Annotated in this window: 18 protein-coding genes and 1 pseudogene; 17 read left to right on the plus strand and 2 right to left on the minus strand. The window is 59.6% G+C overall.

The window, feature by feature from the left end; translation table 11 throughout:
- The first annotated feature begins 76 nt into the window (after positions 1-76).
- Entirely contained in the window at positions 77-997 is a 921-nt protein-coding gene (locus tag ROSMUC_RS12265) for a DMT family transporter (protein ID WP_037273455.1), read from the plus strand.
- On the opposite strand, the gene ROSMUC_RS12270 is transcribed toward ROSMUC_RS12265, so the two are convergent.
- Together ROSMUC_RS12270 and ROSMUC_RS21745 are read right to left on the minus strand one after the other, a co-directional pair.
- Positions 936-1754: a glycosyltransferase gene (locus ROSMUC_RS12270; RefSeq protein WP_037273456.1), complete on the minus strand. Its 819-nt coding sequence runs from the start codon at positions 1752-1754 to the stop codon at positions 936-938. The two genes, ROSMUC_RS12265 and ROSMUC_RS12270, sit on opposite strands and share 62 nt — an antisense overlap.
- Before the next feature lie 15 nt (positions 1755-1769).
- Positions 1770-2599 (minus strand): annotated as a pseudogene (locus ROSMUC_RS21745) (putative rhamnosyl transferase).
- A 317-nt stretch (positions 2600-2916) separates the two neighbouring features.
- Between ROSMUC_RS21745 and rpsL the strand changes: the two are divergent.
- The 16 genes from rpsL (at position 2917) to ROSMUC_RS12355 (ending at position 14289) form a co-directional block, all read left to right on the plus strand.
- On the plus strand, positions 2917-3288 hold the full coding sequence (gene rpsL / locus ROSMUC_RS12280; RefSeq protein WP_008281863.1) for a 30S ribosomal protein S12: 372 nt from the start codon (positions 2917-2919) through the stop codon (positions 3286-3288).
- A gap of 12 nt (positions 3289-3300) precedes the next feature.
- Positions 3301-3771, plus strand: coding sequence for a 30S ribosomal protein S7 (rpsG, locus tag ROSMUC_RS12285; RefSeq protein ID WP_008281864.1), 471 nt, complete (start codon positions 3301-3303; stop codon positions 3769-3771).
- Between the two features lie 20 nt (positions 3772-3791).
- Positions 3792-5915 (plus strand): elongation factor G, encoded by a 2124-nt coding sequence (gene fusA / locus ROSMUC_RS12290; protein ID WP_037273459.1) that lies wholly within the window; start codon positions 3792-3794, stop codon positions 5913-5915.
- Between the two features lie 84 nt (positions 5916-5999).
- Positions 6000-7175, plus strand: a complete 1176-nt coding sequence (gene tuf, locus ROSMUC_RS12295; RefSeq protein WP_037273461.1) for an elongation factor Tu — start codon at positions 6000-6002, stop codon at positions 7173-7175.
- A gap of 82 nt (positions 7176-7257) precedes the next feature.
- A complete protein-coding gene (gene rpsJ, locus ROSMUC_RS12300) occupies positions 7258-7566 on the plus strand; it encodes a 30S ribosomal protein S10 (RefSeq protein WP_037273464.1) in 309 nt (102 codons plus the stop codon).
- Positions 7567-7578: 12 nt separating this feature from the next.
- Positions 7579-8421, plus strand: coding sequence for a 50S ribosomal protein L3 (gene rplC, locus ROSMUC_RS12305; protein ID WP_037273465.1), 843 nt, complete (start codon positions 7579-7581; stop codon positions 8419-8421).
- Positions 8418-9035: a 50S ribosomal protein L4 gene (gene rplD, locus ROSMUC_RS12310; protein WP_037273467.1), complete on the plus strand. Its 618-nt coding sequence runs from the start codon at positions 8418-8420 to the stop codon at positions 9033-9035. Before rplC ends, rplD begins: the two co-directional genes overlap by 4 nt.
- Positions 9032-9328, plus strand: coding sequence for a 50S ribosomal protein L23 (locus ROSMUC_RS12315; RefSeq protein ID WP_008281870.1), 297 nt, complete (start codon positions 9032-9034; stop codon positions 9326-9328). The genes rplD and ROSMUC_RS12315 overlap by 4 nt, the downstream gene beginning before the upstream one ends.
- Before the next feature lie 151 nt (positions 9329-9479).
- Positions 9480-10238: an SAM-dependent methyltransferase gene (locus ROSMUC_RS12320; RefSeq protein WP_037273471.1), complete on the plus strand. Its 759-nt coding sequence runs from the start codon at positions 9480-9482 to the stop codon at positions 10236-10238.
- Positions 10239-10510: 272 nt separating this feature from the next.
- On the plus strand, positions 10511-11353 hold the full coding sequence (gene rplB, locus ROSMUC_RS12325) for a 50S ribosomal protein L2 (RefSeq protein WP_037273474.1): 843 nt from the start codon (positions 10511-10513) through the stop codon (positions 11351-11353).
- A 3-nt stretch (positions 11354-11356) separates the two neighbouring features.
- Positions 11357-11635 carry a 30S ribosomal protein S19 gene (gene rpsS / locus ROSMUC_RS12330; protein WP_008281873.1) on the plus strand — a complete coding sequence of 93 codons (279 nt, stop codon included), beginning with the start codon at positions 11357-11359 and terminating at the stop codon, positions 11633-11635.
- Positions 11636-11638: 3 nt separating this feature from the next.
- A complete protein-coding gene (gene rplV, locus ROSMUC_RS12335; protein WP_008281874.1) occupies positions 11639-12019 on the plus strand; it encodes a 50S ribosomal protein L22 in 381 nt (126 codons plus the stop codon).
- Positions 12019-12726, plus strand: a complete 708-nt coding sequence (gene rpsC / locus ROSMUC_RS12340; protein WP_008281875.1) for a 30S ribosomal protein S3 — start codon at positions 12019-12021, stop codon at positions 12724-12726. The genes rplV and rpsC overlap by 1 nt, the downstream gene beginning before the upstream one ends.
- Positions 12727-12739: 13 nt before the next feature.
- Positions 12740-13153 carry a 50S ribosomal protein L16 gene (gene rplP / locus ROSMUC_RS12345; RefSeq protein ID WP_008281876.1) on the plus strand — a complete coding sequence of 138 codons (414 nt, stop codon included), beginning with the start codon at positions 12740-12742 and terminating at the stop codon, positions 13151-13153.
- A gap of 100 nt (positions 13154-13253) precedes the next feature.
- Positions 13254-13874, plus strand: coding sequence for a 2OG-Fe(II) oxygenase family protein (locus ROSMUC_RS12350; RefSeq protein WP_037273478.1), 621 nt, complete (start codon positions 13254-13256; stop codon positions 13872-13874).
- 208 nt (positions 13875-14082) lie between these two features.
- Positions 14083-14289, plus strand: coding sequence for a cold-shock protein (locus ROSMUC_RS12355; RefSeq protein WP_008281878.1), 207 nt, complete (start codon positions 14083-14085; stop codon positions 14287-14289).
- Positions 14290-14366 lie beyond the last annotated feature (77 nt).

The raw sequence follows: 14366 nt of genomic DNA on the forward strand, positions 1-14366 counted from the left end.
CCACCTAGCGCCCCCTTGCGCCCGCTGGTGATCCGCGTCTAATGCGCGGGCGACAGGATCAAAAAACAGGCACATCATGCCCCGCTCCGACAATTTGACTGGCGCCCTTCTGATGATGGGGTCTATGGCCGCGTTCACGCTGAACGACGCCATGATCAAGGGGTTGGCAGGGCAGGTGCCGCTTTTCCAAGTGATGTTTCTGCGCGGGGTGGTGACGACGATCCTCGTCGCGCTGATCGCGTGGAAGATGGGCGCGCTCAAGCGGCATCTCCCGCGCGAGGATTGGGGGCCGGTGTTCTGGCGTCTGGTGGGCGAAATCGGATCGGCGTATTTCTTTGTCACGGCCCTCTATCATATGCCGCTGGCCAATATCAGCGCGATCATGCAGGCCCTGCCGCTGACACTGACATTGGCCGCCGCGCTTTTTTTCCGCGAGCCGGTGGGCTGGCGGCGGATGGCGGCGATCTTGGCCGGGTTTGTCGGCGTGATGTTGATCGTGCGGCCGGGCACCGAAGGGTTCAACATCTATTCTGTCTATGGATTGGCGGCCGTTGCCTTTGTCACGCTGCGCGATCTGGCGACGCGGCGGTTGTCGCGCGATGTGCCCTCGATGCTGGTGACGCTGTTCAACTCGTTCTTCATAATGGCGTTTTTCGGTCTGGGAAGCCTGACCGGCGAATGGGTGGCGCTCGATGGGCGGGCCGCGCTCTTGATCTGTGGCGCGGCGGTGATGATCATCGGCGGCTATCTTTTTTCAATCATGGTGATGCGGGTTGGCGAGATAAGTTTCGTGGCACCGTTTCGCTACACCAGCCTGATTTGGGCCTTGATTCTGGGGTGGTTGGTGTTCGGCGACTGGCCGCAGACGCTGACCTTGGTCGGGGCTGCTATCGTGGTGGCAAGCGGGCTCTTTACCCTTTACCGCGAGGCGCAGATCAGCCGCCGGGCAAAAGCGGATTTGAAAAGACAGCTTTCACTTGGGCCTCGTCCACGTTGAACTGAGATTTGAAAAACGCTGCTTCGCGGGCATCAATCGGGTGCATCGGACCCGTTTTGTATTTGGCATGAGAGTCGTTGTCGGCATGTTTGGCGCGCAGATACATATGCGGGCCGGGCTGAATCAGCGTGGGCATGTCGTAATGCAACTTGTGATGGCCGAAATTCATTACGGTCAGCGGATCGCCGGGGCGGAAGAGCACCGCAAGGCCACAGGCCCAAAAGGGCGCCTGAAGCTCTTCGGCGACGATTCCGCGTTCTGACAGGGTGACGGAATAGCCGCGGTTATAGTCGATTGCCATGTAGCGCCAGCTCTTGCGCATGGTGCGGGTGTGTTTCTCGAACCAGCGCAGGCTACGCACGAAACCGAGACCGACCGCATCGTCATCATCGAGGCGGAATTGCATCGAGAGGTCGGTATCCTCGCCCAGTTCGTGCTTGATCGCCAGTTGCATGGCAAGGCGATGCTTCATCGGCTCGCTTTCGATGATCTTGATCTGCGGCACCGGGGCGGTGAGATCGTGCAGGCGCTCGAGATAGGGTTTGGGCATTTTCTGCCCGATCATGACCAGAAATGTGAAATCGGGATTCTGTTGGGCGGCAATCGAGGGCAGGGTCAGGCATTCGAAATGGCGAAACCGCAGCTCCATCCGGGTTGGCGCGTAAAGATAGGCCTCGCGTTCCTCGACCGTGTCATGCATGCGTTTGAAGCCGCCCAAGGCGGGGTAGGAAAATCGGCAGATCCCGATCACGCGCATGTCCTGTCCTTACCTCTAGCGAAAGCTGGCGCGGACCCGGTCCGCGTCGATTTGAAAGTGATCGCGAAAGAGTGCCTCGCCTGCGGTATCCAACAGAGAGAGCTTGGGCATTCTCACTCCCTCTTTTTGTCGCGAGTCATTGTAGCCGTTGTGACCGCGCACGAACATCGGTTCCTGGGGCCAGGAGAGTGTGGGCATGTTCTGCCAGAGGCGCGCGTGGGAATAGTTCATGATCGTATGGCGCACGCCGGGGCGAACCGAGAGCGCGAGCGCAGGTGTCCACATGTGCTGAAACGTGGCCGAGGCCAGGATGCCTTCGGGCGTTGGGGTGGCGACAAAGCCGTTGACGAAATCAATCGCGACATGGCGGTGGCTGCGCAAGAGGCCGCGCGCCGAATGGGCCAGTTTGCGCAGACGCTCCACGAAATGGACGGATACCGCATCGTCGTCGTCCATGCGGAATTGCAAGGGGGTTGATCGCTGTCCAGAACGGCTGCATTGATCACCTCGCGCATGACATCGCGGTGGCGCCCCGGTTCGCGGACCAGGACGCGAGCCTGCGGTAGGGAGACGAGATTGTCCATCAGGCGGGCGTGATCGCGCCGGGGCATGTTGGGGCCGATGACCACCAAAAGGATGAAATCCGGATCGGTCTGAGCGCGCAGGGGTGGGAGGGTAAATTGCTCAAACAGGCGAAACCGTTCCTTCATGCGTTCGGGGGCGTATAAATAAGCCTCGCGCTCTGCGGTTTCGGTATGTTCGACCTGAAAACCACCGAGGGCTGGATAGGAAAACCGGCACAGGCCGATCACCTGCGAATTTGCATTTTCCATCCTGCCCTGCATGCCTTAGACTGCTTGTATCGACTGTGGCATTGGCCTGTGGTGAACGCAAGTCCGGACCTGTTGACAACCCCCGCGACTCCCCCTATACGCGCCCCATCCATGGCTGAGGGGGTCGCCCCGTCGCCTGTATCAGAACTGTAGTGGTCAAGATCCGGGCGAATGCGCCCCGATCCTCTGGAAACCCACCGCGTCGGACCCAGAATGCAGGGTGCGATTGCGGTCTTTGCGTATTGCGGACGCGCGATTCGCTTTTGATTAACCGCATGGGGCTGGTCCTTGTGCAGACACATGTGTTGAGAGACGGGGAAATAACCGGAATGCCAACGATCCAACAGCTGATCCGCAAGCCGCGGCAGCCGAAAGTCAGAACCACCAAGTCACAGCATCTTCAGGGCTGCCCGCAGAAGCGTGGCGTTTGCACGCGCGTCTACACGACGACGCCGAAGAAGCCGAACTCGGCCATGCGGAAGGTTGCCAAGGTGCGCCTGACCAATGGCTTCGAGGTCATCAGCTACATCCCCGGCGAGAGCCACAACCTTCAGGAGCACTCTGTGGTTCTGATCCGTGGCGGCCGTGTAAAAGACCTTCCCGGTGTGCGTTACCACATCCTGCGCGGCGTGCTCGATACGCAAGGCGTCAAGGATCGTAAGCAGCGCCGTTCGAAATATGGCGCGAAGCGTCCGAAGTAAGAGGAACCACAGATGTCTCGTCGTCACGCCGCAGAAAAACGCGAAGTCCTGCCCGATGCCAAGTATGGCGATCGGGTTCTGACCAAGTTCATGAACAACCTGATGATCGACGGCAAGAAATCCGTCGCTGAAACGATCGTCTACAACGCGCTCGAGCGCGTCGAAGGCAAGATCAAGCGCGCGCCGGTGGAAGTGTTCCACGAAGCGCTCGACAATATCAAGCCGTCGGTCGAAGTGCGTTCGCGCCGCGTCGGTGGTGCCACCTATCAGGTGCCCGTCGAAGTGCGCCCCGAGCGCCGCGAAGCTCTTGCCATCCGTTGGCTGATCAACGCATCGCGCTCGCGGAACGAGAACACGATGGAAGAGCGTCTGGCAGGTGAGCTGCTTGATGCGGTCCAGAGCCGCGGTTCGGCCGTGAAGAAGCGCGAAGACACCCACAAGATGGCAGACGCGAACAAAGCGTTCAGCCATTACCGCTGGTAAACCTCAGAGGCATTTGAATCATGGCACGCGACTATCCCCTCCAGCGTTACCGGAACTTCGGGATCATGGCCCACATCGATGCGGGCAAGACCACGACGACCGAGCGCATCCTGTTTTACACCGGCAAGTCCCACAAGATCGGCGAAGTTCACGACGGCGCCGCGACAATGGACTGGATGGAGCAGGAGCAGGAACGCGGTATCACCATCACTTCGGCTGCGACCACGACTTTCTGGCAGCGCCAGGAAGACCCGAGCAGCGAGGGTATTTCGGATACCAAGTATCGCTTTAACATCATCGACACCCCCGGCCACGTCGACTTTACCATTGAAGTCGAGCGTTCGCTGGCGGTTCTCGATGGCGCGATCTGTCTGCTGGACGGGAACGCCGGCGTCGAGCCGCAGACCGAAACCGTGTGGCGTCAGGCTGACCGCTACAAGGTGCCGCGTCTGGTGTTCGTCAACAAGATGGACAAGATCGGCGCGGATTTCTTCAACTGCGTCAAGATGATCAAGGATCGCACCGGGGCCATTCCGGCGCCCGTCGCCTTGCCGATCGGTGCCGAGGATCAACTCGAAGGCATCATCGACCTGATCAAGATGGAAGAGTGGGTCTGGAAGGGCGAAGATCTGGGCGCGTCCTGGGTTCGCCAGCCGATCCGTGACGACCTCAAGGATCTGGCCGACGAATGGCGCGCCAACCTGATCGAAGTCGCCGTCGAAATGGACGATGACGCGATGGAAGGCTATCTCGAAGGCAAAGAGCCCGATGAAGAGACCCTGCGCGCGCTGATCCGCAAGGGCACGCTGTCGCTCAGCTTCGTGCCGGTTCTGGTTGGCTCTGCCTTCAAGAACAAGGGTGTGCAGCCGCTTCTGAACGCCGTGATCGACTTCTTGCCGTCGCCGCTCGACGTGCCGCCGTACATGGGCTTTAGCCCGGATGACGAGACCGAGACCCGGAACATCGCGCGTCACGCCGATGATTCCGAGCCTTTCTCGGCGCTCGCGTTCAAGATCATGAACGACCCCTTCGTTGGCTCGCTGACCTTCACACGCATCTATTCCGGCGTGATGAAGAAGGGCGATGCGATGCTCAATGCCACCAAAGGCAAAAAAGAGCGCGTTGGCCGCATGATGATGATGCACGCCATCAACCGCGAAGAGATCGAAGAGGCCTTTGCTGGGGACATCATCGCTTTGGCCGGTCTCAAAGAGACAACCACGGGCGACACGCTCTGTGATCCGGCCAAGCCGGTCGTTCTCGAAACCATGACCTTCCCCGATCCCGTGATCGAGATCGCGGTCGAGCCCAAGACGAAGGGTGACCAAGAGAAAATGTCGGCGGGTCTGGCCCGTCTGGCAGCAGAGGACCCTTCCTTCCGCGTCGAAACCGACCTCGAGTCCGGTCAGACCATCATGAAGGGCATGGGCGAACTGCATCTCGACATTCTGGTTGACCGTCTGCGTCGCGAGTTCAAGGTCGAGGCCAACATCGGTGCGCCGCAGGTGGCGTATCGCGAAACCATCAGCCACATGGTCGAGCATACCTACACCCACAAGAAACAGTCGGGTGGTTCGGGTCAGTTCGCCGAGGTCAAGCTGGTCATCACGCCGACAGAGCCGGGCGAAGGCTTCAGCTTTGAGAGCAAGATCGTCGGCGGTGCCGTGCCCAAGGAATATATCCCGGGTGTCGAAAAAGGTATCCGCTCGGTGATGGACAGCGGCCCGCTCGCCGGTTTCCCGGTGATCGACTTCAAAGTGGCGCTGATCGACGGTAAATACCATGACGTGGACTCTTCGGTCATGGCGTTCGAGATTGCCGGTCGTATGGGCATGCGTGAAGGCCTCAAGAAGGCGGGCGCCAAGCTGCTCGAGCCGATCATGAAGGTCGAGGTCGTGACGCCTGAAGAGTATACCGGCAACGTCATCGGCGATCTTACGTCGCGGCGCGGTCAGGTGTCGGGCCAAGAGCAGCGCGGCAATGCCATCGCGATCAACGCCAACGTACCGCTTGCCAATATGTTCGGCTATATCAATACGCTGCGCTCGATGTCTTCGGGACGCGCCCAGTTCACGATGCAGTTCTCGCATTACGAGCCGGTGCCGCACAACATCTCGGAAGAGATTCAGAAGAAATACGCATAACGGCGGTGGGCAATCTGCCCACCCTACCCCCCCTGTAGGGTGCGTCACCGCGCACCGCATTAGACCCAAGAAGGAGCCAGAACCATGGCAAAGGAAAAGTTTGCACGTAACAAGCCGCATGTGAACATCGGCACGATCGGTCACGTTGACCACGGCAAGACGACGTTGACGGCGGCGATCACCAAGTATTTCGGCGAGTTCCGGGCCTATGACCAGATCGACGGGGCGCCTGAAGAGAAGGCGCGCGGGATCACGATTTCGACCGCGCATGTGGAATACGAGACCGAGAACCGCCACTACGCGCACGTCGACTGCCCCGGCCACGCCGACTATGTGAAGAACATGATCACCGGTGCCGCGCAGATGGACGGCGCGATTCTGGTTGTGAACGCGGCTGACGGCCCGATGCCGCAGACCCGCGAGCACATCCTGCTCGGCCGTCAGGTGGGCATCCCCTACATGGTCGTCTACATGAACAAGGTCGACCAGGTCGATGACGAAGAACTGCTGGAACTGGTCGAGATGGAGATCCGCGAGCTGCTGACCTCCTACGATTATCCCGGCGACGACATTCCGATCGTCAAGGGTTCGGCCCTGGCCGCGATGAACGGGACCGACCCGGAGATTGGCGAGAACTCGATCCGCGCGCTGATGGCGGCTGTGGACGAATACATCCCGACGCCGGCGCGCGCCGTGGATCAGCCGTTCCTGATGCCGATCGAAGACGTGTTCTCGATCTCGGGCCGCGGCACGGTTGTGACCGGTCGCGTCGAGCGCGGCGTGATCAACGTGGGCGACAGCATCGAGATCGTGGGTATCCGCGACACCAAGACCACCACCTGCACCGGTGTGGAAATGTTCCGCAAGCTGCTGGATCGTGGTGAAGCGGGCGACAACATCGGCGCGCTCTTGCGCGGTGTGGACCGTGAGGGCGTCGAGCGCGGCCAGGTGCTGTGCAAGCCCGGTTCGGTCAAGCCGCACACCAAGTTCGAGGCAGAGGCCTATATCCTGACCAAGGAAGAAGGTGGCCGTCACACGCCGTTCTTCGCCAACTACCGCCCGCAGTTCTACTTCCGCACGACGGACGTGACCGGCACGGTGATGCTGCCCGAGGGCACCGAAATGGTGATGCCGGGCGACAACCTGAAGTTCACCGTTGAGCTGATCGCGCCCATCGCCATGGAAGACGGCCTGCGTTTCGCCATCCGCGAAGGCGGCCGCACCGTCGGCGCCGGCGTCGTGTCGAAGATCATCGAGTAACAACCTTTAAGGGTTCGACGAGGGAGGCCGGGTGGTCCGGCCTTCCTCCTATCAACTCCAATGCCGCGAAAGGCTAAGACAAATGCAAAGCCAAAATATTCGCATTCGGCTCAAGGCGTTTGATTACCGTGTGCTGGATGCCAGCACGCAGGAAATCGTAAATACCGCCAAACGGACGGGTGCCCAGGTGCGTGGGCCGATCCCGCTGCCGAACAAGATCGAGAAATTCACGGTTCTGCGTGGTCCGCACGTGAACAAGAAATCCCGCGACCAGTTCGAGATTCGGACGCATAAGCGTCTCTTGGACATCGTCGATCCCACGCCGCAGACGGTGGACGCGCTGATGAAGCTCGACCTCGCCGCAGGCGTGGACGTGCAGATTTCGGTTTAAGGAGAGCAAGAGATGTTGCGCTCTGGTGTGATCGCGAAAAAAGTCGGCATGACCCGGCTTTTCCTCGAAGACGGCAAACAGGTTCCTGTGACCGTTCTTCAATTGGATAAACTTCAGGTGGTGGCACAGCGCACCCCTGAGAAAGACGGCTATACGGCCGTGCAACTTGGGGCTGGCACCGCCAAAGCCAAGCGCACGACGCAAGCCATGCGTGGCCACTTCGCCGCAGCCAAGGTCGAGCCCAAGCGCAAGATCGCGGAATTCCGCGTGGCGCCTGAGGCCATGATCAACGTGGGCGAGGAAATCACTGCTGACCATTACTTTGAAGGTCAGTTCGTGGATGTCTCGGGCACCTCGATCGGTAAAGGTTTTGCCGGTGCGATGAAGCGGCACAACTTTGGTGGTCTGCGGGCCAGCCACGGTGTGTCGATCAGCCACCGTTCGCACGGCTCGACGGGTCAGTGTCAGGACCCGGGCAAGGTGTTCAAGGGCAAGAAAATGGCCGGTCATATGGGGGCCGTGCGTGTCACCACGCAAAACCTTCAGGTCGTCAAGACGGATGCGGACCGCGGCCTGATCATGATCAAGGGTGCTGTTCCCGGCTCAAAAGGTGGTTGGGTGACGATCAAGGATGCGGTGAAAAAGCCGTTCCCCGAGAACGCCATTCTGCCCGCCGCGCTGCGCTCTGCTGCGGAAGAAGCTGCCAAAGCTGCTGAGGCTGCGGCCGCTGCTGCTGCGGCTGAAGCAGAAGCTGAAGCCAAGCGTCTGGCCGAAGAGGCTGCCGCCGCTGAGGAAGCTGCTCTGAAAGAGGCTGAGGCCAGCATTCAGGCCGAGAAGAAGGAAGGCGAAGAATGAAACTCGACGTGATCAAACTGGACGGCGGGACGGCCGGCTCGGTCGATCTGGGCGAAGACATCTTCGGCCTCGATCCCCGTGCGGACATCCTGCACCGCGTCGTCCGCTGGCAGCGCAACAAGGCGCAGGCTGGCACGCACAAGGTCAAGACCCGGTCGGAAACCAGCTATTCCACCAAGAAGATCTATCGCCAGAAGGGCACCGGCGGCGCACGCCACGGTGACAAGAATGCGCCGATCTTCCGTCACGGTGGTATCTACAAGGGTCCGACACCCCGCAGCCATGCGCATGACCTGCCCAAGAAGGTCCGCGCGCTTGGTCTCAAGCACGCGCTCTCGGCCAAGGCCAAGGCAGGCGCGCTTGTGATCCTCGACGAGGCGTCGTCGAATGGCAAGACGGCGGAATTGGCCAAGCAGGTCAAGAACCTCGGCTGGAAGCGCGCGCTGGTCATCGACGGCGCACAGGTGAATGCAGAATTCGCCCGTGCCGCGGCCAATATCGAGGGTCTCGATGTGCTGCCGTCGGTCGGCGCAAATGTCTATGACATCCTCAAGCGTGACACGCTCGTGATCACCAAGGCGGGTGTCGAAGCACTGGAGGCTCGTCTGAAATGAGCGCGAAACCTGAACATTACGATGTGATCCGCAAGCCGATCATCACCGAAAAGGCCACTATGGTCTCGGAAAATGGGGCTGTGGTGTTCGAGGTCCATATGGATGCCAACAAACCTGCCATCAAAGAGGCCGTTGAGGCGCTCTTTGGGGTTAAGGTGACGGCTGTGAACACCACGATCACCAAGGGCAAGCAAAAGCGCTTCCGGGGTCAGCTTGGCCGTCGGAATGACGTCAAGAAAGCCTATGTGACCCTCGCCGAGGGCAACACGATCGACGTGACCACGGGTCTCTGATCGTGGTGGGGCTTTCCCCACTCTATGGATTGAAATAAGAACCCCGACTGCCGAGAGGTGGTCGGGGTTCTTCTTTGGTGACACGCGCCTTTGCTATGGAACAGGGCAATGGTAATTACCCTGACAACGACGTTTGGAATGTGAAAACAGTATGCAGCTTGAAATCGACATTGCCGCCGAGGCCGAGGAGGATCGGATCGCGTCACTCGATCTCACATGCTTTGATCGTGGCGACCTTGTTAACCTGATCTTGCAGCGCTCCGAAGTGATGTTTGACCGTCCGAAGTCGGGGCGCGTTATCAAGGCGTGGCAAGAGGGCGAAGATGCGCCGATCCAGGCCGTGGTGGACGAGATGGGGGAGACCATCGCGCGCCGGGCCGCCGGGGTCATTCACGCCGAATACAAGGCTATCAAGGGATTGTTGCAGGATCTGAACCTCAAACGGCTGGCTGATATTGGCTGTGGTTATGGGTTCTTTGATCTCTTTGCCGCGCAGGATCTTGGGTGTCAGGTGCTTTTGATTGATATCGAGGAGAACACGCACCGGCATTTCGGGTTCAATCTAGAGGGTGCGGCCTATTCCTCGCTCAGCCGGGCCAAGCGTTTGCTCGTCTCGAATGGGATCAAGTCGAGCATGATCGAAACATTGAACCCATCCAAGAAGCCGGTCGAGGCGTCCAAGCCTGTAGATTTGACTGTAAGCTTTCTCTCTTGTGGGTTTCACTATCCGGTGGATCCGTATCTGCCGTTTCTTGACAAGGTGTTGCGGCCCGGCGGCGCGGCGATTTTCGACTTGCGCCGGAGCACATCAGCCGCACAGGCACAAAAGCTGGAAGAGTTTGGTGCGTTGTCTGACATGGCCGCGCCGCCTAAAGCGCGCCGTGTTCTGCTGCGCAAGGCGACGGCGTAAAAACCCGAGTGCACGGGTGTGGGGCTGTGGCCAACGCACAGCGCCATGCAGACACCGCCGCGGCCCTTTAAATCTTGGGCAAACCCCTTGACCGCGCAGGTGACCTCCCTTATCAGACCCCATCCGCAAGGCCCCGGATTCGTCCGGGGCTTCGCTGTTGTTCGCAAGGGCAACTCTAACCGGGGACCTACGGGGCCTCATACCTTGGCCACCCTCGGGGGGCTATAACATAGGCGGGGCATCCCGCCGTAAGCAAACGGAAGACAGAAAGCATGGCACTCAAGTCGTATAAGCCGACGACGCCGGGCCAGCGTGGGCTGGTGCTGATCGACCGTTCGGAGCTGTGGAAAGGACGTCCGGTCAAATCCCTCACCGAGGGTTTGACCAAGAATGGCGGCCGGAACAATACCGGACGGATCACGATGCGTCGCAAAGGCGGCGGGGCGAAACGCCTCTATCGCATCGTCGATTTCAAGCGGACGAAATTCGATATTTCGGCAACCGTGGAACGGATCGAATATGACCCGAACCGCACCGCATTTATCGCGCTGATCAAATACGAAGATGGCGAGCAGGCCTATATCCTGGCACCGCAGCGTCTGGCGATTGGTGACAAGGTGGTCGCCTCGGCCAAGGCCGACATCAAGCCGGGTAACGCGATGCCGTTCTCGGGCATGCCCATCGGTACGATCATTCACAACATCGAGCTCAAGGCTGGCAAGGGCGGGCAGATTGCACGCGCCGCTGGCACCTATGCGCAATTCGTGGGCCGCGACGGTGGCTATGCTCAGATCCGTCTGAGCTCGGGCGAACTGCGTCTGGTGCGCCAGGAATGCATGGCCACTGTTGGGGCTGTCAGCAACCCAGACAACTCGAACCAGAATTACGGCAAAGCGGGCCGTATGCGTCACAAAGGCATCCGCCCGTCTGTGCGTGGTGTGGTTATGAACCCGATCGACCACCCCCATGGTGGTGGTGAGGGCCGGACCTCGGGTGGTCGCCACCCGGTTACGCCTTGGGGCAAGCCCACCAAAGGCGCGCGCACCCGCAACAAGAACAAGGCGTCGCAGGATCTCATCGTGCGCTCGCGTCACGCCAAGAAGAAGGGCCGCTAACACATGGCACGTTCTGTATGGAAAGGCCCCTTTGTCGATGCCTATGTCTTGAAAAAGGCAGAGGCAGCGCGCGAGTCGGGGCGTAATGAAGTCATCAAGATCTGGTCGCGTCGTTCGACGATCCTGCCGCAGTTCGTGGGTCTCACGTTCGGCGTCTACAACGGCCACAAGCATATCCCTGTCAACGTCAGCGAAGACATGATTGGTCAAAAGTTCGGTGAATATTCGCCGACCCGGACCTATTACGGTCATGCCGCAGACAAAAAAGCGAAGCGGAAGTAAGTCATGGGCAAGGAAAAGAACCCCCGCCGCGTGGCAGACAACGAAGCGATGGCCAAGTTGCGCATGCTTCGTACCAGCCCGCAAAAGCTGAACCTCGTTGCTGCGATGATCCGCGGCAAGAAGGTTGACAAGGCGTTGACCGATCTGACCTTCTCGAACAAGCGCATTGCGCAGGATGTCAAGAAGTGTCTTCAGTCCGCGATTGCCAATGCCGAGAACAACCACAATCTCGATGTGGATGGTCTGATCGTGGCAGAGGCCTATGTCGGCAAGAACCTTGTGATGAAGCGTGGCCGTCCGCGTGCCCGTGGTCGCTTCGGCGCGCTGAAAAAGCCGTTCTCGGAGCTGACAATCAAGGTGCGTGAAATTGAGGAGCAAGCCTAATGGGTAACAAAGTCAATCCGATTGGCATGCGCCTGCAGGTGAACCGCACCTGGGACAGCCGCTGGTATGCCGACACAAAGGACTATGGCAATCTGCTGCTCGAGGATCTTGCGATGCGCAAGTTCATCGGCGAAGAGTGCAAGCAGGCCGGCATCAGCCGTGTGATCATCGAGCGTCCGCACAAGAAGTGCCGCGTCACGATCCACACTGCACGTCCCGGCGTGATCATCGGCAAGAAAGGCGCCGACATCGAGGGTCTGCGCAAGAAGCTGGCGGCAATGACCGCAAGCGAATTGCACCTCAATATCGTCGAAGTGCGCAAGCCCGAGCTGGATGCAGCCCTTGTGGGTGAGAGCATCGCACAGCAGCTTGAGCGTCGTGTGTCCTTCCGTCGCGCCATGAAGCGTGCCGTGCAGAACGCGATGCGCATGGGTGCGCTTGGGATCCGGGTCAACGTCTCTGGCCGTCTTGGCGGTGCCGAGATTGCGCGGACCGAGTGGTATCGCGAAGGCCGGGTGCCGCTGCACACGCTGCGTGCGGACATCGACTATGCGCCCGTCGAGGCCACCACGGCCTACGGGATCATTGGTATCAAGGTCTGGATCTTCAAGGGTGAAATCATGGAGCACGATCCCGGTGCCCGTGACCGCAAGGCCCAGGAACTCCAGGATGGTCCCGCGCCCCGTGGCGCCGGCGGCCGCCGTTAAGGAGGAATGAAAGATGCTTCAACCAAAGCGCACCAAATTCCGCAAGCAGTTCAAGGGCCGGATCAAGGGCGAAGCCAAGGGCGGCTCTGATCTCAACTTTGGCACTTTCGGTCTCAAGGCCACTCAGCCCGAGCGTATCACCGCGCGTCAGATCGAGGCCGCTCGTCGTGCCATGACGCGTCACATGAAACGTCAGGGCCGTGTCTGGATCCGGATTTTCCCGGATGTGCCGGTCTCCTCCAAGCCCACCGAGGTTCGGATGGGTAAAGGTAAGGGTTCGGTCGATTACTGGGCCTGCAAGGTCAAGCCGGGCCGGGTCATGTTCGAGATCGACGGTGTTAGCGAAGAGATCGCCTTTGAGGCGCTGCGTCTGGCGGCGATGAAACTGCCGATCAAGACGCGCGTCGTGGTCCGCGAAGACTGGTAAGGACCATGGGGTAACACCCATGCTACGAATCACCCCCGTGCGAGAGCTCGCGCGGGGGTTTTTCTTTGCCACTTGCTTGGCACCACGCTAAGAGCGGGCCATGCCCAATATCGATTCCCTCTTCGTGACCCGCCTCTATCGTGCCGCCCTGAGCGAGCACGCACCCGCGATTGATGCCAAGGAATTGGAGGCGTCCTGCTATTCCATCGCCGAGGATGACGAGGCGGGACAGGAATGGTGCGACGAGAATGGCTATCCCGGCTACACCTCTTATGCCTCGCTCAGCGACCTTCCGTGGCGGTTTCCGATTTTTGCCGATCTGGTCAAGGTGCTGGACGCCCATGTCGCGGCCTTTGCCAAAGATCTCGAGTTTGATCTGGATGGCAAGGAATTGAAGCTTGAGGACATATGGATCAACATCCTGCCCGAAGGCGGGATGCACGCGAGCCATATCCACCCACATTCAGTGATTTCCGGTACGACCTATGTAGCGATGCCCGATGGCACAAGCGCGCTCAAGCTGGAAGACCCGCGATCGGCGCGCATGATGGCCTCTCCGGTGCGGCGCAAGGACGCGCGGCAGGAATTGCGCACGTTCATTTACGCCAAGCCGGTGGTGGGCGATGTCCTCTTGTGGGAATCATGGCTGCGCCATGAGGTGCCGATGAACATGTCCGAGGATGACCGCATCAGTGTCAGCTTCAATTATTCTTGGAGTTGAGGGCGTAAAACCGCCTGATTTTAGTGAATCCACGGTATTTTTGGTTTTCCCCTTGTAAAATTTGGCAAACTCCCCCATGTGCAAGGGGCTAACGTTATTCTATTTCGATCATCTGCTCCTCTAAACCGGCTGTCAGTATCTCGATCCAGACCGACCACGCCGCGACTGCCGCATTCCCGCGGGCAGCACTACCAGAGGAGACATCACGATGGCCAACGGCACCGTGAAATGGTTCAATTCCACCAAAGGCTTCGGCTTTATCGCGCCCGACAATGGCGGCAAGGACGTTTTCGTCCACATCAGCGCTGTTGAGCGCGCAGGCCTGACCGGCCTCGCCGACAATCAGAAAGTGACCTTCGACATCGAATCCGGCCGTGACGGCCGTGAGAGCGCGTCGAACCTCCAGCTCGCATAAGCGATCTGATCTGATGGGAACGGCCTCGGGGAAACCCGGGGCCGTTTCTATTTGGTGTGGGATAATTCAAGAGGCTG

The organism is Roseovarius mucosus DSM 17069 (assembly GCF_000768555.3).
Taxonomy (GTDB): domain Bacteria; phylum Pseudomonadota; class Alphaproteobacteria; order Rhodobacterales; family Rhodobacteraceae; genus Roseovarius; species Roseovarius mucosus.

Excerpts from the sequence above, each read along its gene's own strand:
- rplB (WP_037273474.1), top strand. The coding sequence starts at position 10,511 with ATGGCACTCAAGTCGTATAAGCCGACGACGCCGGGCCAGCGTGGGCTG.
- fusA (WP_037273459.1), top strand. The coding sequence starts at position 3,792 with ATGGCACGCGACTATCCCCTCCAGCGTTACCGGAACTTCGGGATCATG.
- ROSMUC_RS12270 (WP_037273456.1), bottom strand. The coding sequence starts at position 1,754 with ATGCGCGTGATCGGGATCTGCCGATTTTCCTACCCCGCCTTGGGCGGC.
- rplP (WP_008281876.1), top strand. The coding sequence starts at position 12,740 with ATGCTTCAACCAAAGCGCACCAAATTCCGCAAGCAGTTCAAGGGCCGG.
- rplC (WP_037273465.1), top strand. The coding sequence starts at position 7,579 with ATGTTGCGCTCTGGTGTGATCGCGAAAAAAGTCGGCATGACCCGGCTT.
- tuf (WP_037273461.1), top strand. The coding sequence starts at position 6,000 with ATGGCAAAGGAAAAGTTTGCACGTAACAAGCCGCATGTGAACATCGGC.
- ROSMUC_RS12320 (WP_037273471.1), top strand. The coding sequence starts at position 9,480 with ATGCAGCTTGAAATCGACATTGCCGCCGAGGCCGAGGAGGATCGGATC.
- rplD (WP_037273467.1), top strand. The coding sequence starts at position 8,418 with ATGAAACTCGACGTGATCAAACTGGACGGCGGGACGGCCGGCTCGGTC.
- rpsS (WP_008281873.1), top strand. The coding sequence starts at position 11,357 with ATGGCACGTTCTGTATGGAAAGGCCCCTTTGTCGATGCCTATGTCTTG.
- ROSMUC_RS12315 (WP_008281870.1), top strand. The coding sequence starts at position 9,032 with ATGAGCGCGAAACCTGAACATTACGATGTGATCCGCAAGCCGATCATC.
- rpsL (WP_008281863.1), top strand. The coding sequence starts at position 2,917 with ATGCCAACGATCCAACAGCTGATCCGCAAGCCGCGGCAGCCGAAAGTC.
- ROSMUC_RS12265 (WP_037273455.1), top strand. The coding sequence starts at position 77 with ATGCCCCGCTCCGACAATTTGACTGGCGCCCTTCTGATGATGGGGTCT.
- rpsC (WP_008281875.1), top strand. The coding sequence starts at position 12,019 with ATGGGTAACAAAGTCAATCCGATTGGCATGCGCCTGCAGGTGAACCGC.
- ROSMUC_RS12355 (WP_008281878.1), top strand. The coding sequence starts at position 14,083 with ATGGCCAACGGCACCGTGAAATGGTTCAATTCCACCAAAGGCTTCGGC.
- ROSMUC_RS12350 (WP_037273478.1), top strand. The coding sequence starts at position 13,254 with ATGCCCAATATCGATTCCCTCTTCGTGACCCGCCTCTATCGTGCCGCC.
- rplV (WP_008281874.1), top strand. The coding sequence starts at position 11,639 with ATGGGCAAGGAAAAGAACCCCCGCCGCGTGGCAGACAACGAAGCGATG.
- rpsG (WP_008281864.1), top strand. The coding sequence starts at position 3,301 with ATGTCTCGTCGTCACGCCGCAGAAAAACGCGAAGTCCTGCCCGATGCC.
- rpsJ (WP_037273464.1), top strand. The coding sequence starts at position 7,258 with ATGCAAAGCCAAAATATTCGCATTCGGCTCAAGGCGTTTGATTACCGT.